This is a genomic window from Verrucosispora sp. WMMA2121 (assembly GCF_027460185.1).
GTDB lineage: Bacteria > Actinomycetota > Actinomycetes > Mycobacteriales > Micromonosporaceae > Micromonospora > Micromonospora palythoicola.
In genome coordinates, this window is the sequence record NZ_JAPZBH010000006.1 from 4,508,421 (window position 1) to 4,530,190 (window position 21,770).

Here is a 21,770-nt window from a genome sequence, read left to right on the forward strand (position 1 = left end):
GTTTGTCTACCTCGGGGCGACCGAGGCGAGGGCAACGTCCGGCAACTGGGCGTGGATGGCGTCGAGCAGGCGACGCTTGATGGTGTTGAACTCCGGTGCCGTCACGTCGCGGGGGCGGGCGAGAGTCACCCGCTCCTCGTGGACGATATGGCCGGGAACACCGTGATTCGGCCCACCGCTCATGACGATCACCCGGTCAGCGAGGAACAGCGCTTCCTCGACGCTGTGGGTAACGAACAGCACTGTCGGTCGGACCTGCTGCCAGATCTCGGTGAGGGAGTGTTGGAGGCGTTCGCGGGTCAGCGAGTCCAATGCGCCGAACGGCTCGTCCATCAGCAGCACCGCCGGATCGTTGGCGAGCACCCGAGCTATGGCCACGCGTTGCTGCATGCCTCCGGACAACTCGCTGGGATATCGGTCCGCGAAGCTGTCCAGTTGAACCATGGTGAGGTAGCGGGCGGTCCGGCCGGCGATCTCGGCGCTCGGCAGGCCGCGCTGTCTCGGGCCGTACGCGATGTTCGCCGCGACGGTCAGCCAGGGGAACAGGCCGTAGTCCTGGAAGACCACACCCCGGTCGGGTCCCGGACCGTCGACCGGGCCGTTGCGGGCGTCGAGTTGCCCGCTGGTGATGCCCTCGAAGCCGGCGACCAGACGCAGCAGAGTGCTCTTGCCGCACCCGCTGGCGCCGACGAGGCAGACGAACTCGCCTTCGGCGACATCGAGGTTGATTCCACGCAACGCCTCGACGGCGGTGCCACGATGGCCGGTGTAGGTCTTCCCGACGTCCTTGATGCGTAGCGCGAGTGGAGTCACGGTGTCGGTCATCGGTGGCCTCCCAGGAGCGGACGGCCGCGCAGCAGCAGGCGCAGCGTGAGAGTCATGGAACGGTCCGAAAGGTAGCCGGCCAGCCCGATCGTCAGCATCCCGACGATGATGAGTTCGGTACGGCTCACCTGCCACGCCTGGGTGATGAGGGCACCGAGGCCGGTCTGCACACCCACGGTCTCGCCCACGACGAGGACGACCCAGCAGAAGCCGAGCCCGATGCGCATGCCGGCGAACACGTTCGGGGCGGCCGCCGGGAGGACGACCTTCCACAGGGCACGGTGTCGGCCGGTGCCCAACATCGCCGCCGCTTCGAGCAGCCGCGGTGGTACGGCCTTCACTCCGGCGATGGTGTTCAGCAGCACCGGGAAGAAACCGGCGATGACAATCAGGACGATTGCCGACTTCGAGCCGATTCCGACGATGACGACCATGAGTGGCGCCCACGCGGTGACCGGTATCGGGCGGAGCAGGGAGATCATCAGGTCGAGCATCCGCGACACCAACGCGGACCGGCCCATCAGCACCCCGAGCGGCACGGCGACCAGGCATGCGATGCCAAACCCGATGCCGACCCGCTCGGCCGAGGCGAGGATGTGCAGGCCGAGGGTCGAGCCGAACGCCGAGCCACCTTGGAGCAGGTCGAGCGCGCTCCTGCCGACGTCGCCCGGCGCGGGCAGATTGGCCACCCATCCCTGTCTCACCGCGACCTGCCACAGCGTCAGCGCCAGCACCGGTACCGGGACCGCCAGGGCAGCCCGTCCGAGCCGGTCGACGTGACGCCGCACCGGGGCAGTTGCGGCCGTGGTGCGAACTGTGGTGCGAGCAGCGGTCGGCGGCGAGTTCAGCACCTCGGTCATGGCCTCGCCTTCCCGACGAACGACGTATCGACAAAGGTGGTGTAGTCGGGCTCCTGTTGCAGGGAACCGACGGAGCGCATCTGCTCGCCGAGCACCTTGATCTGGGCGAGATAGGAGTCGTCCATGAGCCAGCGCAGGGTGATGTTCTCGACCGCGATGCTGAGCGACTCCTCCCGGAACCCGTACTGGTCGACGACCGCCCGGATCCAGTCGCTCTTGGCAGCAGCCATGTGCTCCGTGGCCTTGGCGTGTACGGCGACCATCGCCGTCACGAGGGCGGGAGACTTCTCGATCACCTCGGCATTGGTGACGAAAGCAATGTTGATCTTTCCCATGTCGGTGTCGTACGGGTGGGTCACCAGGACCGCGTCCCCCTTGGCCAGCGCATCGGACGGCCCGACCTCGGCACCGGAGAAGGCATCGATGTCACCTCGGCTCAACGCCGCCGCCATGTCGGCGAATTGGACGTTCACCAGGCTCACGTCGGCCACCGCCAGGCCGGCGTCGCGCAGCGTCAACCGCAGCAGAATGTCCTGTGCCGATCCCGGCACATAGCCGATCCGCTTGCCACGCAGATCCGCCACCCCAGTGATGCCGGCGTCCTTGCCCGCCACGATCGCCGAGCCACCGTCGGCTGCGGCGGCCACCACGACGACCCGTTCTCCGGCCGCCGCGCCCTGCAGTGCCGAGGTGATGCCGGTGACGCCGAACTCGAGGTCACCGCTGACGACCGCGTTCTTGATCTCAGTCGAGTTGGCGAAGGGAACGACCTCAAGTGTCACCCCCTCGGGCAGATAACGTTCATAGAACAGTGCGTGGGACAGGTGCGGTTGCCGTAGCACGCCCACCCGAACCTCATGCCGTGGCCCGTCATAGGCCACCCGATCCGCGGGGTCGGCAGCTCCGCCGGTGTCGCCGGCGACGCCGCCACAGCCGGCCAGAACCAGTACGCCTGCCAGCGCGGCTGTCAGCACCCGTGGCGTGGTCGTCCGTCGCTTCACGAGACCTCCCAGTGGCTTGGATTTCCTATAGGACGCTTGCCGTGTTTCTCGGCTGTCACTACGTGGTCAGGTGCCGGTAAAATTGCTGCTGGCAACCGCACCCACAGACGTAGTCGGTCTCGCCACACGGGCGAGCGCTATGATCTGGCCATGGTTCCTATAGGTCACGCCGCTCCCCAGGAGCCGTTCGTCCTCGCGACACTCGAACGCACCGGCCGGGCCGGGGCGACCGCGGACCGAGTGAGTGCAGTGCTGACCGAGGCGATCCTGTGCGGTGGCTTCAGACCCGGCGCACACCTCAACGCCGACACCCTCGCCCGTCAACTCGGGCTCAGCCACATCCCGGTCCGGGAGGCGCTGCGCTCACTGCACGCCGAAGGCTGGGTGGAGATGCGCCCACACTCCGGCGCCTTCGTCCGCAGTCGGACGCCGCAGGAACTGGCCGACCTGTTCGAGATGCGACTTCTGCTGGAGTCGCAGGCCGCCGCCCTCGCCGCAGAGCGCCGCTCCGCGACACAACTCGACGAACTCGCCCGCATCCTCGACGCTCAGGCAGCTGCGACCAACGCGCCCGAACTCGCCAGCATCAACGAACAGTTCCACCACACCGTGGCCGCATGCTCACACAACGGCATCCTCACCGACGCGATCCGCCGGCTCGGTCGCCGGGCGAGGTTCTACTTCCTCACCGTCGCACCGAAGCGGCGCGCGGACTCGCTGCGGGAACACCGGCAGCTGACCGATGCGATCCGACGTCGGGATGTCGACGCCGCCGCGACAATCGCCCGCGACCACATCGCCCACACTCGTGCGGACGTGCACGACGCCCTACGTGTCACCGACGCCATCGGCTGAACCGGGACCAGGCACACCACCAGACCGTGCAGCGCAGCGGCGAGTCATCACCATCCGACTCCACCCGCCCCGCGTCAGTCCACTTCGGAACAGCCTGCGTCGACGGTCTCACACGCCTCCCCGGTCAGCCAGACCGGTTGCGCGAAGCGACCTGATCGGCGATCATCTAGCGATGATCTCCAACCGGAAGGGCGGACACGCCCTGGCGCGTTGACCGCGCCCACGCGGCACGACGAGGCCGCGACCCTCTCCCCGACCTCCCGCGAGCTGTGGCGGCAGGCCGAAGTGATCCGGCAGGAGTGGCTGGGGTACGCCCTCTCCACCGAACCCGCCGACCGAGCCACCACCGAACAGCGCCTGACGGCGATCTACGCCCGGGCCGGTCGCCGCGAGCCCCGGTTCGCCTGGGTGGACTCCCCCGCCGCGGCCGTGCCGCTGATCCAGCGACTGCCCACTCTCGACCAACTCCTCCAGTGGGTCCGCGACCCCGTCCCGGCCGGCCCACCGACCCCGGCCAGCGACGTCGCGACCGTGGCGTCCCGGCTGAGGGCAGCGCTCAGCGACGGCGTCCGGCACACCGACCCCGAACTGTCGCCCGTCCGCCGTGGCAGAGCGCGCGAACCCTGGCCGGACCTGCCACCGCAGGATGCCCTCGACCGGCAGGTGCCACTCGGCGTCGTGCTGCACCGGGGCGTCCGCAACGCCCTGCACCGCAGCCTGGTACCCGGCTTCACGCAACCGGTCCGCGCGGGGCTGCCCGGTGGCGACCGAGAGACCCCGGTCTGCTGGTACGGCCAGCAGGACGCGTTCTGGGTCGGCTACTACGACACGCTGCACCGGCTCGGACTGGCCGCCTACCCCGCCGAGACGAGCGACCAGCTGCGGACCTGGACCGAGCTGGCGCGATCCGGCGGCTGGTGGTGGCCCGGCTCGACCGTCTGCGTCGTGGTGGAGCGGCCGGCAGTGATCCACACCGAACCCGTGCCCGGCTCGTGGTACGACGAGGTCCGGCTCCGGCCGGACGGTGTCCGGTACCGCGACGGCTGGCGACCACCGCCGTGCTGACCTGACCGACGGCTGAACACCGACAACGAGGACGGGGCAGGCTTGGCGGGCGGCCGTCGCGGCAGCCAACGGCGCCGCAACGCGGGAGGGCCGGGAACCACGGGCCGGTCGCCGCTCGCCAAGCCGCTCACGTCCGCCATTGCCGGCATGGCCGGGGCACGTCGGCCATCCGCGTGCAGACCGCCAGCCGTGCGGTCCGGGCACGCTTCGCTGCGGCAGTGCCGAGTCATCCGGCCAGGGCGATGGTGAACGTGCGGAGACGATCGCGGTCGGCGGTGATCTGAACGGTGGTGATGGCCGGGCCCAGGAAGCCGAACTGGATCACCAGCGACAGCCGGCCGAGTGGGGCCATGACCAGAGCCGGGCTTCCATCGACCAGGGCCAGGGCGGTGTGGCGTGCCCGGGGCGTCGCCGCCACGGCGCTCTTCGCCACGGCCAGGGCGCCGTGGAGAGTCAGGGGCTTCCCGGTCCCGGTGACCGTCGCGTCCGCGCGAAGTTCGATCTCGGGATCCAGAAGGGTCAGCAGCGCCGCGAAGTCCCCCACCCGCGTCGCCGTGAGGTACGCCTCGACCGCCGCACGCCGACGGTCCCGATCCGCGGTCCGCACCTGTCCGCCGCGCACCTTGGCCCGAGCTCGGCTGGCGAGTTGTCTGACGGCGGTGACGCTGCGCTGCATCGTGTGCGCGATATCGCTGAAGGCCACATCGAACATGTCGTGCAGGACGAACGCGATCCGCTCCGCAGGGGTGAGGCGGTCGAGCACCACCAGCATCGCCAGACCGACCGACTCGGCCCACTCGACCTCTTCCTGCGGGATCCGGTTCTCGTCGACCGCTGTCAGCCAGTCGACGGTGTGACCCTCCAGCGGCTGCTTACGCCGGGTTTGCCGGGCCCGCAGCAGGTTGAGGCATACGCGGCTGAGCACGGTCGTCAGCCAGGCCGCCAGGTTCTGCACCTCGGACACGTCGGTGCGGTCGAAGCGCAGCCACACTTCCTGGACCGCGTCGTCCGCCTCGGCGCTGGAGCCGAGCATCCGACAGGCCTGCGCCCGTAGCCGGGGCCGCTCCGCCTCGAAAAGGTCGAGCAGCGGGGAGTCCTGGACCGTCATGTCACGTCTCCTGGCCGGTTCGGGTCGTAGCCGTGTCGCAGTCCAAACCTACAAGAGGGAGATCGACAGATGTCCTCCACAACTCTGGTCACCGGCGGTACCGGTCTGCTGGGTTCGCAGGTCGTACCGCTGCTTCGGGACGCCGGACAGACGGTCCGAACCCTCAGCCGTCACCACCGGCAGCCGGTCGAGGGCGTGCAGCACGCGGCCGTCGATCTGTTGGCCACGAGCGATATCGACCACGCTCTCGACCGGGTACGCATCGTGCTCCACCTCGCCGGAGGACCCAAGGGCGACGACGTCAGCACCGGTAACCTGGTCCGGGCCGCCCGGCGTTCGGGCACCGTGGAACACCTGATACTCATCTCGGTCATCGGCGCGGACGCCGTCCCGATCGGGTACTTCGCCCGCAAGGCGCGGGCGGAGCGGATCGTGGCTACCTCCGGCATCCCGCACACGATCCTGCGCGCCGCGCAGTTTCACGACCTGGCGTTGCGGACAGTCCGAGCCATGGCGAAGTTGCCGGTCCTGCTCGCGCCCACCGGAGTCCGCTGGCAGCCGGTCGCCTCCGCCGAAGTGGCATCGCGGCTCGCTGAGTTGACTCTGGGGAGCCCAGCTGGCCGGGTGACCGACCTGGCCGGACCACACACGTACACCCTGGAGGAACTCGAACGCAGCTATCTCGCCGCCGTCGGCAAGCGCCGTGTCCGCCTTGCGATCCATGTCCCCGGCAAGCTGGGAAGGGCCTACCGATCCGGCGCCAACCTCGCGGTCGAAGCATCGGCCGGCACCGAAACCTGGGAACAGTTCCTCGCCGCCCGGACCACCCCGAGGTAGCTGCTCGCGTCGGTTCAGGTGGCGGCCCGTTGCGGGCCGCCATCTGAACCGGCGGCCGGTGCCGCGCCGCTCAGCTCCGGGGACGGCGGGACCGGGCCCGCACCACCAGGATCAGGCAGACGCTGATCAGCCCGGCGAGGACCGAACCGAGCAGCATGAACCAGAGACCCTCCCGCGCGTCGGCGCCCGGCAGGCCCTTCACGTTCGCCCCGTAGAACGCGGCGATCAGGCCGGGCGCCACGAAAACGGCCGCCAGGATTCCCACGATGGCCTGGAAGGCGCCGTCCCGGTCGGCCCGCTCCTGGGCCAACCGGAACTGCTGGCCCGAGGTGGCGTTGGCGACGAGGTCGAACGACTGCCGGACCGCCCGGCGCTGCGCCTGCGACTGGGACAGGAACCGCTCACACTTCTCCCGGACCAGGTCGCGGACGTCGGCGGGGATGCCAGGCTGGATCTCGATCCGGCGGACCAGGGTACGCATGGCGTCCCGGTTGAGCGCGGTGCCGTGGCCGAGCAGGGCGAGGTGACGTTGCAGACGGTGGAAGTCCGGCCCGACGAACAGGCCACCGTCGCCGGCCGCCTGCGTCAGGAAGTAGTTTTCCCAGGTCTCCAACTCCAGGTCGACCATGTCGACGGACCACTCGATGTGCCGCACCACCGCGCGCAGGACGCGGGCCATCCGCTCCGCGCCGCCGCCGTCCGACGGCCGACCCTCGAACCGCCGGTCGGGCAGCCCCCACGTCCGGTACTTCGAGCCCTCGCCACCGGTCCGTCCGGTCCAGACGACGACGCACCAGCGGGGCGCCCAGATGATCCGGGCGTGCCGGTGATGAGCCACCGGATCGGCAGCGGCGTCGTCCTGCCGCCAGTTCACCGACGGCACCAGCACGTCGAACCAGGCGGCGCCCTCGCCGGCCAGGGCCGGCGGGACGGGCGGGATCCACTCGGCATGCCAGGGCATCGGGTCGTCGCACAACCCGTCGGCGAGCGTGGCCAGTTCGTCCACCGCCCCGGCCGGGAGCAGGTCGGCGAGGAGCAGCCGCATCCCGGCGCTGGCCCCGGCACCGGACTCTCCGACCTCCAGGTCCCAGCCGTCCGCGCCGGCGGCGACCATCGCGGCCAGGTCGACGCCGTCACTGATCCAGCCGGCCCCGAGCACCTCGTGCCGGAAGTTGTCCGCCTGAGGGATCGTACGGTTGCGTCGGTCGATCTCAGCCCGGGCGCCGGTGACCAGCCTCAGTTCCTGATCGTTCCGGGTGATCCGCAGTTCGCAACTGGCAACGGGGCTCATCCGGCGGTGACCTGACCGGCGATCTCGGCCTGCCATTCCGGCGTCGTGAACGTGCTGATCTCCTCGGGCGAGGGCAAGGGCGTCTCCAGCTTCCGCAACTCGTCGGGATCGTCGCCGCGCAGCGTCCGCAGCGCGACCAGCCGGGCATGACTCCACCGGCGGTACCTCTCCCGGTTGGCCTCGAACCGGGCGGTCCGCACGGTCTGGTCCCGGTGCTGCCGGTAGAGATGGACCGGGTGCGGCACGTACCACCCCGGCGCGAACGTCGAGATGGCCAGCAGGACGTCCTGGTCCTCCATCTGGGTACCAGCCGGCCAACCACCGGCGGCAAGCAACCAGGTGCGGTCGAACATCACCGCGCCCGGATGGAAGAACAGGTTCTTGTGGTGCCGCCAGATCTCCTCCAGGCGCCCGGGTGGCACCGGACCCGGCTGGTACGGCCGGCGGGTGAAGCGGGTCAGCCGCTTGCCGTCCGGGAAGACGTCGACGCTCTCACCGAAGACGAACCTCACCTCCGGGCGGGTCCGCAACGGCTCGGAGAGCAGCGCGAGCGTGTCCGGGAAGAACTCGTCGTCGGCGTCGAGCGGTGCCACCCAGTGCCCGGTGGAGCGCAGCAGGGCCCGGTTGCGCGCCGCGCTGACGCCGAGTCGGTCCCCGTTGGCGGCAATCCGGATCCGGCCATCGTCGACCGCCGCCGGGAAGTCCACCTCGACCGGCCGCTCGGGGGTGCCGTCGATCTGGATCAGCCACTCCCAGTCCGGGCCGCCGTCCTGTCGGAGCAGGGACTCGTGGGCCTGGGCGAGCATGTCAACATGCGCCGGCAGAACAGGCGTGACGACGCTGATCATCCCTTGATCCTAGTGCGACGTCCACGACGGATCCGGCCCACGCACTGCCGCTGATCTTGTGCAAGGTAGCGCGGTTGGACGCTCCGGACCGTGTCGTCGCCCGGGCGCGGGAACCTCAGATCCTCGGGCCGGATCCGACCGCCAGCGCCGGCGTCTCACGCTGGCCGTGAGCAGCCTCGATGGAACGTCCTCGACGGTCGCCGCGAGCAGTGCCCTGCCGAGACCACACCGCCGCGCGTCGGGGCGGACGGTCACTTCCCGGACCTCTCGCCGGCCGACGACCTCGTCGGTACGCTCACCGAGCAGATCAGCGATGGTGGCGCAGCTGCCGGCGGTCGTCGCGTCCGGGCCGGGGCGGACCACTGAGCAGATCGGGCCGCCCCGCCCGGACAGACAACCGGCCGTCAGGTCTCGGTCGGCTCGGCGCTGGCCGCGACCAGCAACGACAGTTCCCGGACGAGATCGTCCATGCACTGCCCGCTGTGCGTCCGCAGTAGCCCGAGGCTGAGATCGGCCAGCAGGTAGAACCCGAGGGTCTTCGCCTGCTCGGAGCCGAACGCGGCGAGCAGTTCCTCCGCGCCGGCGATGTCGCCACGGTGCTTGGCGGCGATGACCCCGGCGGCACGTTGCACCAACTCCGCCGCCGCCGGGGTGGGAACGGTCATGCCGGTCAGATCTTCGGCGTGGCGGCGCGGGCGGCGTCGAACCGGGCGATCACGTCCGACCAGTTGACCAGATTCCACAACCGGTCCACGTAGTCCGGCCGCACGTTCTTGTACTGCAGGTAGTAGGCGTGCTCCCAGGCGTCGAACACCAGCAGTGGCGTGGCCCCCTGTCCCACGTTGCCGTGGTGGTCGTACACCTGCTCCACGATCAACCGCTCACCGAGCGGCTCCCACGCCAGCACACCCCAACCAGAGCCCTGCACGCTCTTGGTCGCCGCCGACAACTGCCCGGCGAACGCCTCGAACGAACCGAAGTGCTCGTCGATCGCCGCCGCCAACTCACCGTCGGGACGATCACCACCGTCCGGGGAGAGGTTGCCCCAGAAGATCGTGTGCAGCACGTGCCCCGACAGGTTGAACGCGAAGGTCTTCTCCAGACCGACAAGGGTGCCGAAGTCACCCTTGGCCCGGGCCTCGGCGAGCTGCTCCAGCCCGTCGTTGGCGCCCTTGACGTACGCGGCGTGGTGCTTGCTGTGGTGCAACTCCAGGATCTGGCCGGACATCGCCGGCTCCAACGCTCCGTAGTCGTAGGGCATGTCAGGCAGGGTGTAGACCGCCATCAGGACTCCTCCCGGGAACTTGCTGCAAATTTATGGCTACTGCCACTATTTTGCAACAGACTCCTACACCATGGTGCCGGGTGTTGATTGGTCACAACGTGGACCGGTCGGACGGGGCCGCCCGCTGACAAGGCTGCGCCGGTCTACCGGCCGTCGTGCGGCGGGGTCTCGGTCCGCTCCGACCGCGCCGGTCCCGCGTCCCGGAACTTCTCAGCCGGCGGCGCGCTCAACCCAGGTTCTGGTCCGGTCACGAAGGCCACCGGTGCGTCGAAGGCGGCGCGGCGGGCGGCGCGGCGCAGTGCGGCCAGGACCGCTGGTCCGATCAGGACGATGGCTGTCGCGGTGGTGATGGCGCGGCCGGTGTCCCACCCGAAGGTGGAGGTGACGGCGGTGAACACCGCGAACCGCTGCAGGTTCTCCAGCACCGGTGCCCCGGCGACGTAGGAGAGTTGGGTGTCCGCACCGACGCTGAACGGCCAGAACCACAGGTTCATCAGCAGCCCGTAGCCGTATGCGGCGATCGTGCCATAGCCGGCCAGCACGGCTATCTCGGCCCGGCCCCGCAGCCGGGCCGGCAGCAGGCCGGCACCGAGACCGATCCAGGCGGCGGCCAGCATCTGGAACGGTAGCCATGGACCGACACCGGCGGTGAGCAGGGCGGAGGCGAACAACGAAATGGCGCCGAGCAGAAACCCGAAGCCGGGCCCGAACACCCGGCCGGCGAGGACGAGCAGGAAGAACACCGTTTCGATGCCAGCGGTACCGGCGCCGAGCGGCCGTAGGGCGGCGTTGACGGCGGCGAGCACACCGAGCATCGCCAGGGCCTTGCTGTCGACGCCGCCGGAACTGAGTTCGGCCAGGACAAGGGCCACAAGAACCGGGAGTACGACGATGAAGACCAGCGGCGCCTCGGTGGTGCGGGCCATGCTCTCGGGTTGGGCGGGCACGAAGAACGGCCAGCTGAAGGTCGCCAGTGCGGTGACGGAGGCCAGGGCCAGCACGACGGCGGTGCGCGGGGCGACCCGCAGTGCGGGCCTCATCCCCGGGTCCCGGTGGCGGCCAGCGCGGCGGTGACCTGATCCACGGTCAGCCAGGCCTGCGGGGCCAGCACCTTGGCGACCTGCGGGGCGAACGCGGGTGAGGCGAGCATGACCTCGGCGGTGGTGCCGTCGGCCACGATCTCCCCCTGTGCCATCACCACGACCCGGTCGGCGAGGGCGGCGACGAGTTCGACATCGTGGGTGGCGACGACGACCGCCCGGCCTTCGGCGGTCAACCGCCGGACAACGGCGGTGAACTGCCGTTTGGCGAGGTAGTCGAGACCGCGGGTGGGCTCGTCGAGCAGCACGACCGGCGGTGCGGTGGTGAGCTGGACGGCGAGGGCGAGTGCCAGCCGCTGCCCTTCCGACAGGTCACGGGGGTGCTGGTCACCGGGTAGCGCGGGGGTGAGCTGGTCCAGCAGTGCCCGGCAGGTGCCGGCAGGTGCGTCGGATTCGCGGTCGGCCTGGGCGCACTCGGCGTCCACCGTCTCCAGGTAGAGCAGGTCCCCCGGAGTCTGCGGGACCAGGCCGACCTGTCGTCGGGCCCGGCCGGCGGGAAGGGTCCTCGGGTCGACGGCGCCGTCGGGGCCGGTGACGACGGCCGTCCCGCCCTGTCGGGGGCCGCTGCCCTGCAACGCCCAGAGCAGGCTGGACTTACCCGAGCCGTTGCGGCCCATCAGCGCGACCACCTGGCCGGGATGCAGGTCGAGGTCGACGCCCGCCACGGCGACGGTGCCCGGATAGCGCACCACGATCTTGCGGGCCGCCAGCGCCGGGGTGCCGTCACGGGCCGGCGCCGCCGGCGGTGGAGCGGCGTCGGCGAGCCGCTGCCGGAGATCCGACGCGCGGCGGCGGGCGTCGCGTACGGACAGCGGCAGCGGTCTCCAACCGGCGGCCCGGCCCAGGTCGACAAGGGGCGGGGCGAGGTCGATGTCAGCCAGGACGGCGGCCGGTTCGCCGTCGACGACGGTGCCGTCGCCGGGCAGGTAGAGCAGCCGGTCCGCGTACTGCACGACGCGTTCGAGGCGGTGTTCGGCCACCACGACGGTGACGCCGAGGTCGTGGACCAGACGGGTGACGGCGGCCAGGACATCTTCCGCCGCGGTGGGGTCCAGGGCGGAGGTCGGTTCGTCGAGGACGAGCACCTGCGGGTGGCAGGTGAGCACCGCGCCGATGGCGACCCGCTGCTGCTGCCCGCCGGAGAGCGTCCGCAGCGGACGGTCCCGCAGCTCGGCGATGCCGAGCAGATCGAGGGTCTCCTCGACGCGCTTGCGCATCACCGCGGCGGGCAGGGCGAGTTGTTCCATGCCGTAGGCCAGCTCCTCCTCGACCGTGTCGGTGACGAAGCCGGCGAGAGGGTCCTGGCCGACGACTCCGACGACGTCGGCGAGATCGCGGGGAGGGTGACTGCGGGTGTCACGGCCCTGCACGGTGACGGTGCCGTACAAGGTGCCGCCGGTGAAGTGCGGCACCAGCCCGTTGACGGCCCGCAACAGGGTCGACTTGCCGGCGCCGGTACGACCGGCGACCAGGCACAGCTCTCCCTCGGGGATGTGCAGATCCACCTCGCGCAGCAACGGTTCGCGGGCCTCGGCGTAGTGAACGGTGACCCGGTCGAAGTCGATCATCGGTGCGCCTCCGGTAGGGTGTCGCGGCTCGGCGCGCTGTGGGTCATGTCCTCCTCAGAGAGGGCCACCGGTCGTGACGTGCGGTGGGCCGCCAGCGTCGGGGGCGGTGCCAGCCAGGCCGGGGCCACGGCGACCACGACGGCCAGGAGCATCAGCGGGGTCAGTTCGGGCCAGGTGAGCGGGCTGACCGGCGGGTAGAGCCGGGCCGGGTCCACCGACCCGGCCGCCATCATCACGGCGGCCGCGGCCACCCCGCAGCCGGCGACGACGAGTTCCGTGATCCGCCAGCGGTCCGGACGGTAGCGGCTACGGCGGACCCGACGGCCGGCCAACAGCATCCCGACGACGGCCGTGGCCAGGCCGGCGAGCAGCATCGGCAGGCCGAGGTAGCCGGGCACGGTGGCGTCGAGCAGCCCGTACGTGCCGACGCAGACCCCCACCAGTCCGGCGAGCACCAGTCCACCGGTGAGGGCGCGCTGGCCGGCCGGTGTCGCAGCGGTGCGGCCGTAGCCGCGCGAGTCCATCGCCGCGGCCAGGGCCAGGGATCGGTCCAGGGCGTCGGCCAGCACCGGCAGGGCGATCCCCCGCAGGGCACGCAGGCCCTTCCCGGTGGCACCACGCAGCCGCCGGGCCCGGCGTACCCGCAGTACGCTCTCGACAAGTTGCGGGGCGACCGACAGCGCGACCACCACGGCGGTACTGACCGCGTACAGGGCGCCGGGGACCGCTTTGAGCAGGCGCTTCGGGTTGGCCAGAGCGTTGGCGGCGCCGAGGCAGATGAGCATCGTCGCCAGACGCAGCCCGTCGTAGAAGCCGCCGAGGAGTTGTTCGGCGGCGACCGGCCCGAACAGTCGGATGCCGGCCGCCCAGGCTGGCAGCGGGATCTCTGGCAGGTGAAGAAGGACATGCTCGCCCTGTCCGCCGCCGAAGACGAGGCGGAACACCACCCGCATGGCCACGATCACCGCGCCGAGCACCAGGTACAGCCGGAACGCGAACGCCCAGGGAGCATCGGTGCGGCGACGGACGACCACCAGTGCGGCGGCGGCGACGAGCAGCGCCAGGGGCAGCGGATTGGTGGTGTGGTTGGCCGCGGTCGCCAGACCGAGCGCCCACAGCCACCATGCCCCCGGATGCAACGCCCGAGGTAGTCGCCCGGCCCCCGTCGTGGCCGGCCGACGAGTCCGCAGTGCCTCCGCCAACTGGGGGGAAGCCGTGCCGGCGGTGACCTGATCAGTCATCCGGTCCGACGCTTCGCCGCCTGCGGGCCGCGACGAGCCCACCGCCGGCGAGCGCGACCAGCAGAAGCAGCCCGGCCAGGGTGCCCACCGGAAGTCCGTCGGTGTCGCGGCTGGCGGTGACCTCGGTCGGTGAGAACGAGTTCGTCGACTCGTCGGACGGGGTGGCAGTGGTGGCGGCCCCGGGCGAGGTCAGGCCGGTGTCCGTGGGTGCCGTCGCCGTTGATGACAGCGGCGGGCTGCCGGCCGTGGTCGGGTCCACTGCGGTGGGTGCCGGCGGTGAGCCGACCATGCCGGTTGGTGTGGTTCCGGGCGGCGCGACAGGTCCACCGCCGACCGGCGGTGGGACGGTCGGTGGCGACGAGGAACGGGGTGGCGGTGCCGGTGCGGTGGTGCGCGGCGGCGCCGGTGGCGTGGTGCGCGGCGGGGGTGCCGGCCGGGTGGGCGCCACCGCCGGGCGGGGCGCGTTGTCGGCGTTGCGGTTGAGCGAGAACGACCAGCCTTCGAAGCTGCCCGCCGGTGGCTTGCGGTTGAGCACCCCCTTGTCGCTGTACGTCCAACTGCCCCCGTTGGGTGCGTGCCAGTACGACCAGTAGGCGCTGGCCGGCGGCGTGTCGACACACTTCTCCGCGCTGGTCGAGGGTTTGCCCTCGATCCGGCAGATGAACCCCTCGCCCCAGCGCAGCGTGCCGGTGATCTGGAAACCGGCGTTCTTCAACGCAGCCAGTCCGGTGGCCTGGTCGCCTCGCGCACACCGGACAACCGTCCCGCCGCCGAGTTCCTTGAAGTCCACCACGACGGTGACTCCGCCCGCATCCGGGCAGTAGCCGGCGCTGCCCGCGGCCGCAGCCGATCCCGGCCCGATCAGGACGCTCACCGCGGTCAGTGCGAGGACCGACGCGAACCGGGCCGCCCGGATGATCATGTGGTCCGCCGGCGGCCGAGGACCAGCAGTACCGCTCCCCCACCCAGCAGCAGCAGCGCGGTGAGCACGTACCCGCCGATCGCCACGCCGGTGGTCGGCAGGCGACCCGCCCCGCCCCCGGCGGGACTGGTGACGGAGCCGGTGGGAGTCGTCGCCGTGGCAGTGGGCGCGGTCGGCGTGCCGCTCGGCGTCGGACTGCCGGTGGGCGAGGCGGTGGCGGTCGGCGTGGGCGAGCCGGTCGGCGAAGGCGTGGCGGTCGCCGTAGGCGACGCCGTCGGCGTGGGTGACGCGGTTGCCGTCGGTGTCGGCTCGCCGGACGGCGGAAGATCGAGACCGATCCGGCCCAGCGGAATCTGCGCCAGCCCGAGCAACGCCTGGGCGGTGGCGCGACGCCACTGGTCCCGGAAGCTCTCGGCGATCCCGTCGCGGACCGCCTCGGCCAGGGCGTCGCTGGCGTATGCGATGGCGCCGGCATCGGCCGCCGCGGCGCCACCGTTGGCGGTGGTGAGCTGCAGCGCCGCCAGGGCCTCGGCGGCACGTGCCGCCTCGTCATCGCGCCCGGCGGCGGCGAGCGCCTGCCCGGCCAGGCCGGTGCTGTTGGAGTTCGCGCCGCTGGTCGGCCCCGACCCGCCGAACGATCCGTCGACGCGTTGCTGCGCCACCAGCCAGTCCGCGCCGCGCTGCGCGGCCTCGTCCGCACCGGCGACGTCGGCTGCGAGCAACGCCTGGACGGCCATGGCCGTCGAGTCGACGTCGAGCGTGGCGTTGCCTTGATCGTCGCAGGACGGCGACGGAACGCCGTCGGCGTCGGGATAGAGCCGGAAACCGCCGGCCGCGCACTGCTGCCTGATGAGGAAGTCGACGGTCTCCTGCGGCGTGCCGCCGCTGCGGGCCAGACCCAGGACCGCGAAGGACTGGTCGAAGGTGTTGCTCGGGTCCGGGCCGGTGGCCTCGGTGGTCCGGCTGGTGATCCGGCCGTGCTGGTGACCGGTGCCCGCCCCGGAGAGCAGCGCCACGGTCTCGGCGCGCAGGTCCCAGCCGCCGAAGTCGGTGGGGTCGGCGCCCGCGGACGAGGCGACGTAGAGCAGCTTCGCCGTCGCACCCCCGTCGGTGAAGCCCTCGATGCCCCAGTCGTCGTAGCTGTTGTAGGACCGCACGTGCGCGGCGATCTGCGCCGTTGCCGCCTGCCGCGTCGGGCCGGCCGCCCCGGTGGCGGCGAGGGCGATCACGCCGTCGATGCTCAGCCCCCAGTCCTGCGGGCTGAACGGGCCGGGCAGCACGCCGTCGGTGTACTCCCCGGCGAGCCAGGTCGCGGCGTCACGCGCGGCGACGGTGTGAGCCGGCGCGGGCGCGGCGGTCACGACGAGAGGGGTGGCCGTGACGACGGCGAACGCGATGGCGGTGGCGGCGCCGAAACCGGCGCCGACGCGCCGGAGCGGGGACGTGGGCATGAGGGGTGCCTTTCGCAGAGCGGTCGGCGAAGCTCCGGAAGGCACCGGTGGCGATATCCGCTTGCGTGGCCGCGATGAGATGCCGCACCTAGGTTGCCCGGACTCCACCCTGTAGACCTCGACAGTGGAAGCCGCTCGTCCGGTGCGGGGCATTCCGGCTCGCGAGACAGCTCTCGCTCACGGTTGCGGGTCAGCGTCGGCTTCTACCGACTTCCCCCCACACAGGACGTATTCAGTTGAGTACCCGACGCGCCGGGTGCCGCCACCGTACCGCCCGGTCACCTTTCGGCGCCAGCGTGGCGGACGACACCCGACGCGTCGACAGCTCAGGCAGCCTACCCGCAGGTCAGGGCGCGGTGATACTGGGCGCCGCGCCGGAGCCGAACGACCAGCCCTCCACCGTCCCCGGCGCCGGGTTGTAGCTGGTCGCTCCCAGCGTGCTGTAGGTCCAGGCGGCGCCGCTGCCGGAGGCGTGCCAGTACGACCAGTACGCGCTGGCCGGCGGGGTGTTGATGCACGGCTCCGTCGCGGCGGTCGGCTTTCCGTTGATCCGGCAGACGAACGCCAACCCCCACCGCTTCGTACCGGTCACCGTGAAGCCGGCACCCTGCAGGGCGGCCAGCCCGGTGGCCGGGTCACCGAGCGCGCACGCCACCTGGACGCCGCCGCCGAGCGAACCATAGTCGACCACCACCGTGACCCCGGTCGTCCCGGTGCACGCGGCGGCCTGCGCGGCTCGGGGAGACGGTTCGACAGCGATCAACCCGACGGCGACGACAGCCACCACCACGATGCTCGCCAGCCACCGACGGACGGGATCGTAGACCTGGGACATGAGCACTCCTTCTGATGGGACGGAACCTGCCGGCCGGTCAACGGCAGCGCAGGGTGGGTGCACCGGTGGTCGCGGCGACGGTGGAGAGCCGGGCGTATCCGGTGCCGGCCAGGCCGAGAACAGCCTGGGTGGTGGCACGGGGGGCGGTACCGGGATCGAAGACACCGCCGTCGAAGTCGACCGCGCCCCGGTCGGTGACCGGGGCGGCACACCCGACCTGAAGACCGGCCAGGAACACGCGGGCCCGGACCCAGGCCAGCGGCCGGCCGCCGTCGCGCAACGCCTGGGCCGCCAACCCGGTGCTGTTGGCGTTCGCGACCCCACCGGAGTTGGTGAACCCGCCGTCGGCGCGTTGCACCGAGACCAGCCAGCGCAATCCCGCGGCGGCGTCAGCCGGGCGTCCGGCGGCCCGCAACGCCTGCACCGCGACGGCGGTGGCGTCCACGTCGGAGACACAGACGGGCTGCTCCGGCAGCAGCGGATAGCCTCCGTCCGGGCACCGGGTGCCGGCCAGCCAGCCGGCGGCGACCGCCGGCACGCCCTGCGCGGTCCGGTCCAGCGCGAAGATCGCGAAGGACTGGCTGAACGCGTTGCTGTAGTCACCCCACGCCGACCGGTCGGTGAACCGGCCATCGGGGTCCTGGAGCGACCGCAGCCGGGCGATGAGATCCACACCGCCGACGTCGGTGGGGTCAGCGCCGCGGACCGCGACGGCGAGAGCGAGTTTGGCGGTCGCGCCGGCGTACGCCTCAGTGGTGCCGTCGCCGATGTACCCGTCGCGGACGTCCGGCCGGGTCACCCAGGCCAACGCCTGAGCGCCGAAGTCGTCGGCGACACCGGCGGCGGCGAACGCGAAAACCGCGTCCAGGGTCAACCCCTGGTCGGGGTACGCGACCCCGTCGAAGACGGCCTCGAAACGTTCTCCGTCGACCAACTGTCGGGCCAACCAACCGGCGGCGGCATCCGTCCGGACGGCACCCGCGTGTGCGGGTGCGGCGATCGTGGGTGCGGCGATCGTGGGTGTGGTGAGAGTGAGGGCGGCGAGTATCCCGCAGAGCAGGGCGAGCAGGCGGTGCCGGCCCAGGCGAACGACCATCGGTTGGCGCCTTTCCGGCCCGGCGGTCGTCGAGACCCGGCCCGCTCGGTGATGCCACGGCGGACCGGCCTCCGACCCGTGGGCCACGACGGGTGGGGAGCAGAGACTCGCGGGTACGTCAGGTATTCGGGCTCGCCACCAGGGATGATGCTCCCCGGCGGCCTACCGTTGCGGGCCAGCGCCGGACTTCGACCGGACTTCCCCCACACGCACGCGCGTTGTTCAGTTGTCGCGCCAGTCTCGTCGGCCACACGACCACTGTCAATCAGCAACCGGATGCGCACCTTGGGTAACCACAACGCGGCAGGCGGCGGCCGGGTCTCGCTCTCGCTCCGCCAGACCCCGCTTCCGTTGCACCGGCCACGGAACAGGTGGACCGTCGAGGGAGACAGCTCACAGCGAGCACCAGGCGAGCCCGCTGACCGGCCGGGTCGGGATAGGGTGACCGACGGCGCTGGTTCGCCCGACCGTTACCGGTGGGGCGTCGCAAGAGGGAACCCGGTGAGAATCCGGGACTGCCCCGCAGCGGTGAGTGGGAACGACCGCCGTCACCACGCACTGGGCCACCCGGCCTGGGAAGCGACGGCCAGTAGGAGAACGGACGAGTCCGGCACCGCCCACGAGTCCGAAGACCTGCCCGCGCTGCGTACACAAGGTGTGTGCGCCTGCCGTCGACCTCGCGGGTGGGTCGGGCGGGGTGACGCGCCGCGTCGGCGTGTTCCTCGACGTGCGCGCCCCCCGGTCGGTGGCCTCCTTTCCGAGGACGGACGCCCCCGTGCAGGACACGACCACCACACTCGCCGGCCGACCACCGTCGGCCTCCCATCTGACCCTGTCGCAGATCATGGACCAGCACCACACCAACCTCATGGGTACGGTCCACGGCGGCCGGATCCTCAACCTCATCGACTCCGTCGCCGGAGTGGTCGCCGCCCGGCACTCCGACGGACCGGCCGTAACCGCCGCCATCGACGAGACCGCCTTCCTCCGCGCGGTCCGCGTCGGCGACGTCGTGCACGTCGACGCCCGCATCACCTGGGCCGGACGCAGCTCCATGGAGGTCACCGTCAAGGTCACGGCCGACCGATGGGACCGGGCCGTACCACCGACCGACGTGGCCACCGCCCACCTGGTCATGGTCGCCGTCGACGACGACGGCCAGCCCCGGCCGGTGCCACCGCTGCTCCCCCAGACCGACGGCGACCGGCGGCGCTACCGCGAGGCAGAGATCCGTCGCGAGCACCGGCTGGCACTGCGGCGCGCCCTGCTCGACGGCACCGAGGAGTACTGAGATGCTCGGACTGTCCACAACGGCCCTCGCGGGCTACCTCGCCGCGATCGCCCTACTCATGGTCACTCCCGGGCCGGACATGATGTTCGTCCTCGCCAACGCCACCCGATACGGCACCCGGGCGGGTATCGTCGCCGCGATCGGCGTCGCCGCCGGGGAGGCGATCCACATCGCGGCCGTCGTCTGCGGACTGGCCGCGCTCGTCGCGGCCTCGCCGGTGCTGTTCACCACGATCCGCTGGGCAGGCGCGGTGTACCTGGTCGCCCTCGGGATTCGCGCCCTGCTCGGTGCCGGCGCGCCCGCCGACGAGACGAAGCGGGTTGGCACCAGCGGACAGGCGTTCCTGCGAGGGCTGCTGACCAACCTGCTCAACCCGAAGATGATCCTGTTCAGCGTGGCGTTCCTGCCCCAGTTCGTGAATCCGGCCGCCGGTGACCCCACCGCCCAACTGGTCCTGCTCGGCGCTGTCTTCATGGCCGTGCAGCTCGCCGTCGACATCGCCATCGGCGCGGGCGCCGGACGCCTGGCCCGAAGGATGACTGACAGCCGCTGGTCACGGCGCGTCAACCGGATCTGCGCCGTCGCGTTCGTCGTGCTCGGACTACGACTGGCCGCCGGCTGACCCCTGCGGCGTGGCCTCACCGCTCCTTGCGATGGTCGAGCCGGACGGCGCGCAGCACGACGTCGTTGACGTGGTGGGTGCTGATCGCTCCCGGCGGACGCGGCCGGCTCTCGTTCACGTCGACTCGCCAGTCGCCCGAGGCCGTGAGCGCGGCGGCGATCTCGTCGATGCCGACGTACGCCTGCGGGTCGTACATGCGGGTCTGCTCGCCGGGGTCCGCCGGCTGCTGGAGCGGCGTCAGCTCGTGGCCGACGACGAGCAGCGTCCCACCGACGGACACGGCGTCGAGCAGGTTGCGCAGTCCGCGCTGCTCGGGGGTGCGCTGGAACGAACCGTACTGCAGGGAGACCAGGTCGTAGGTCTCGTCCGCGAAGGCGGCCCGGTCGTTGGCGTCGCGGTGCAGCGTACGCACGTCGAGCCCGCGACGCTCCGCTTCGGCCCGGATGCGGTCCAGTGCTCTGCCGGAGACGTCGGAGGCGGTCACCTGCCAGCCTCGTTCGGCCAGCCAGATCGCGTCGGCTCCTTCACCGGCGCCGACGTCGAGCGCCCGGCCGGGGGGCAGGTCCGTCGCCTCCGCCACGAGCGTGCCGTTCGGGTTGGCGCTCCACATGCGTTCCTGATCCCCGTACCGGCTGTCCCACTCGATCTCGACGCCGGAGGGGCGCAGGCCCGCCGTGGTGTCCTCGGCGGCGAGGCTGAAGGCGATCTGGGCACCGACCCAACTGCCGTTCGCGGCGGCCGGCAGGACCTGGGCGCTCGGGTCCGTCAGGTTCCCGGCGGCGTACACGCCCGGCACGCTGGTACGTCCGGTGGCGTCGACCGCGACGAGGTCACCGAGTCCGCTGGGGTGAGCCGTGATGTCGATGCCCAGCCCGGCGAGCATCTCGACCCGGGGGTGGAACCGGGCACCGGCGAGGACCGCGTCGGCGGGCAGGCTGCGGCCGTCGGCAAGCTCGACGACGAGTGAACCGTCCGGGTCGGCGTCGGCCACCCGGCGCACCGCGCCCTCGACCACCGCAACCCCGGAGGCGACGAGGGTCCGCACCACGGCCGGGTCGATCCCCGTCGCGTCATGCAGCACCACGGTCAACTGGTCGGTCAGGTGCCGCATCAGCTGGGTCGGGTGCAGTCCCATCGGCGTCGTGACGATCTGCACGACCCGCAGGTCGCGGACCTCCCAGCCATGGCAGAACGGACAGTTGATCACCTCGCGGCCCCAACGCTCGGCGAGGCCCTCGATGTCGGGAAGCTCGTCGGCGATGCCGGTCGCGGCCAGTATCCGGCGGGCGACGAGACCGTGGCCGCCCGAGAGGGCGAGGTGGAACCCGTCGTCCTCCTTGCGCACGGCCAGGACACGGCCGGTGAGGACGTTGCCACCATAGCTACGGACCTCTTCGCGCCCGATGGCCCGCATCGCCTCGGGCGGGGTGCCCTCGCGTCCGAGGTAGCCGTGCATGTGCGCGGCCGGCGCGTTCCGCGGGGTGCCGTCGTCGACGACGATGACCGAGCGTCGCTGACGAGCGAGTTGCAGCGCGGCCGCCAGACCGGCCGCCGAGCCGCCGATGACGGCAACGTCGCACCGGCGGACGACGCGCTGGTGGGGTGGGTGGTCGGAGGCTTCGTGGGCGTGGTTCGTCATGCGTCAAGCGTAGGAACGCCTGGCGATTGG

21 protein-coding genes and 2 riboswitches are annotated in these 21,770 nt (G+C 71.5%); of the genes, 5 read left to right on the plus strand and 16 right to left on the minus strand.

Annotated elements, in window-relative coordinates; genetic code table 11:
• Positions 1 to 6 precede the first annotated feature (6 nt).
• From O7605_RS29090 to O7605_RS29100, 3 genes are read right to left on the minus strand one after another with little or no spacing between them, the layout of a single operon-like run.
• Complete coding sequence (locus O7605_RS29090) at positions 7 to 825, minus strand: ABC transporter ATP-binding protein (protein ID WP_269742164.1); 819 nt, start codon at positions 823 to 825, stop codon at positions 7 to 9.
• On the minus strand, positions 822 to 1,685 hold the full coding sequence (locus tag O7605_RS29095; protein WP_269742165.1) for an ABC transporter permease: 864 nt from the start codon (positions 1,683 to 1,685) through the stop codon (positions 822 to 824). The genes O7605_RS29090 and O7605_RS29095 overlap by 4 nt, the downstream gene beginning before the upstream one ends.
• A complete protein-coding gene (locus tag O7605_RS29100) occupies positions 1,682 to 2,686 on the minus strand; it encodes an ABC transporter substrate-binding protein (RefSeq protein ID WP_269742166.1) in 1,005 nt (334 codons plus the stop codon). Before O7605_RS29100 ends, O7605_RS29095 begins: the two co-directional genes overlap by 4 nt.
• A 150-nt stretch (positions 2,687 to 2,836) precedes the next feature.
• On the opposite strand from O7605_RS29100, the gene O7605_RS29105 reads away from it, so the two are divergent.
• Complete coding sequence (locus O7605_RS29105; RefSeq protein ID WP_269742167.1) at positions 2,837 to 3,541, plus strand: GntR family transcriptional regulator; 705 nt, start codon at positions 2,837 to 2,839, stop codon at positions 3,539 to 3,541.
• Between the two features lie 210 nt (positions 3,542 to 3,751).
• Positions 3,752 to 4,606, plus strand: a complete 855-nt coding sequence (locus O7605_RS29110) for a DUF6745 domain-containing protein (RefSeq protein ID WP_269742168.1) — start codon at positions 3,752 to 3,754, stop codon at positions 4,604 to 4,606.
• Between the two features lie 226 nt (positions 4,607 to 4,832).
• On the opposite strand, the gene O7605_RS29115 is transcribed toward O7605_RS29110, so the two are convergent.
• A complete protein-coding gene (locus O7605_RS29115) occupies positions 4,833 to 5,714 on the minus strand; it encodes a sigma-70 family RNA polymerase sigma factor (RefSeq protein ID WP_269742169.1) in 882 nt (293 codons plus the stop codon).
• 69 nt (positions 5,715 to 5,783) lie between these two features.
• On the opposite strand from O7605_RS29115, the gene O7605_RS29120 reads away from it, so the two are divergent.
• On the plus strand, positions 5,784 to 6,551 hold the full coding sequence (locus O7605_RS29120; RefSeq protein ID WP_269742170.1) for an SDR family oxidoreductase: 768 nt from the start codon (positions 5,784 to 5,786) through the stop codon (positions 6,549 to 6,551).
• Positions 6,552 to 6,621: 70 nt separating this feature from the next.
• Here O7605_RS29120 and O7605_RS29125 read toward each other — a convergent pair whose 3' ends face one another.
• The 11 genes from O7605_RS29125 to O7605_RS29175 all read right to left on the minus strand — a co-directional run bounded on the left by O7605_RS29125 (position 6,622) and on the right by O7605_RS29175 (position 18,188).
• On the minus strand, positions 6,622 to 7,842 hold the full coding sequence (locus tag O7605_RS29125) for a CorA family divalent cation transporter (RefSeq protein ID WP_269742171.1): 1,221 nt from the start codon (positions 7,840 to 7,842) through the stop codon (positions 6,622 to 6,624).
• Positions 7,839 to 8,690, minus strand: coding sequence for a glycosyltransferase family 2 protein (locus tag O7605_RS29130; protein WP_269742172.1), 852 nt, complete (start codon positions 8,688 to 8,690; stop codon positions 7,839 to 7,841). Before O7605_RS29130 ends, O7605_RS29125 begins: the two co-directional genes overlap by 4 nt.
• A gap of 404 nt (positions 8,691 to 9,094) precedes the next feature.
• Complete coding sequence (locus O7605_RS29135) at positions 9,095 to 9,355, minus strand: superoxide dismutase (RefSeq protein WP_269742173.1); 261 nt, start codon at positions 9,353 to 9,355, stop codon at positions 9,095 to 9,097.
• A 5-nt stretch (positions 9,356 to 9,360) separates the two neighbouring features.
• Positions 9,361 to 9,975, minus strand: a complete 615-nt coding sequence (locus tag O7605_RS29140) for a superoxide dismutase (protein WP_269742174.1) — start codon at positions 9,973 to 9,975, stop codon at positions 9,361 to 9,363.
• A 143-nt stretch (positions 9,976 to 10,118) separates the two neighbouring features.
• A complete protein-coding gene (locus O7605_RS29145; RefSeq protein WP_269742175.1) occupies positions 10,119 to 11,015 on the minus strand; it encodes an ECF transporter S component in 897 nt (298 codons plus the stop codon).
• Positions 11,012 to 12,643, minus strand: a complete 1,632-nt coding sequence (locus O7605_RS29150; protein WP_269742176.1) for an ABC transporter ATP-binding protein — start codon at positions 12,641 to 12,643, stop codon at positions 11,012 to 11,014. Before O7605_RS29150 ends, O7605_RS29145 begins: the two co-directional genes overlap by 4 nt.
• On the minus strand, positions 12,640 to 13,884 hold the full coding sequence (locus O7605_RS29155; RefSeq protein ID WP_269742177.1) for a CbiQ family ECF transporter T component: 1,245 nt from the start codon (positions 13,882 to 13,884) through the stop codon (positions 12,640 to 12,642). The genes O7605_RS29150 and O7605_RS29155 overlap by 4 nt, the downstream gene beginning before the upstream one ends.
• Positions 13,877 to 14,806, minus strand: a complete 930-nt coding sequence (locus tag O7605_RS29160) for a hypothetical protein (protein WP_269742178.1) — start codon at positions 14,804 to 14,806, stop codon at positions 13,877 to 13,879. The genes O7605_RS29155 and O7605_RS29160 overlap by 8 nt, the downstream gene beginning before the upstream one ends.
• A complete protein-coding gene (locus tag O7605_RS29165; protein WP_269742179.1) occupies positions 14,803 to 16,257 on the minus strand; it encodes a prenyltransferase/squalene oxidase repeat-containing protein in 1,455 nt (484 codons plus the stop codon). The genes O7605_RS29160 and O7605_RS29165 overlap by 4 nt, the downstream gene beginning before the upstream one ends.
• 124 nt (positions 16,258 to 16,381) lie before the next feature.
• Positions 16,382 to 16,520, minus strand: a riboswitch (cobalamin riboswitch).
• Between the two features lie 83 nt (positions 16,521 to 16,603).
• Positions 16,604 to 17,092 (minus strand): hypothetical protein, encoded by a 489-nt coding sequence (locus O7605_RS29170; RefSeq protein ID WP_269742180.1) that lies wholly within the window; start codon positions 17,090 to 17,092, stop codon positions 16,604 to 16,606.
• A 37-nt stretch (positions 17,093 to 17,129) separates the two neighbouring features.
• Complete coding sequence (locus O7605_RS29175; protein WP_269742181.1) at positions 17,130 to 18,188, minus strand: prenyltransferase/squalene oxidase repeat-containing protein; 1,059 nt, start codon at positions 18,186 to 18,188, stop codon at positions 17,130 to 17,132.
• Positions 18,189 to 18,626: 438 nt separating this feature from the next.
• A riboswitch (cobalamin riboswitch) is annotated at positions 18,627 to 18,843 on the plus strand.
• A 189-nt stretch (positions 18,844 to 19,032) separates the two neighbouring features.
• Here O7605_RS29175 and O7605_RS29180 point away from each other — a divergent pair.
• Both O7605_RS29180 and O7605_RS29185 read left to right on the plus strand, forming a co-directional pair.
• Positions 19,033 to 19,479, plus strand: coding sequence for an acyl-CoA thioesterase (locus O7605_RS29180; RefSeq protein ID WP_269742775.1), 447 nt, complete (start codon positions 19,033 to 19,035; stop codon positions 19,477 to 19,479).
• A gap of 1 nt (position 19,480) precedes the next feature.
• On the plus strand, positions 19,481 to 20,101 hold the full coding sequence (locus O7605_RS29185; protein ID WP_269742182.1) for a LysE family translocator: 621 nt from the start codon (positions 19,481 to 19,483) through the stop codon (positions 20,099 to 20,101).
• Positions 20,102 to 20,117: 16 nt separating this feature from the next.
• On the opposite strand, the gene O7605_RS29190 is transcribed toward O7605_RS29185, so the two are convergent.
• On the minus strand, positions 20,118 to 21,740 hold the full coding sequence (locus tag O7605_RS29190) for a bifunctional NAD(P)/FAD-dependent oxidoreductase/class I SAM-dependent methyltransferase (protein ID WP_269742183.1): 1,623 nt from the start codon (positions 21,738 to 21,740) through the stop codon (positions 20,118 to 20,120).
• Between the last annotated feature and the right edge of the window lie 30 nt (positions 21,741 to 21,770).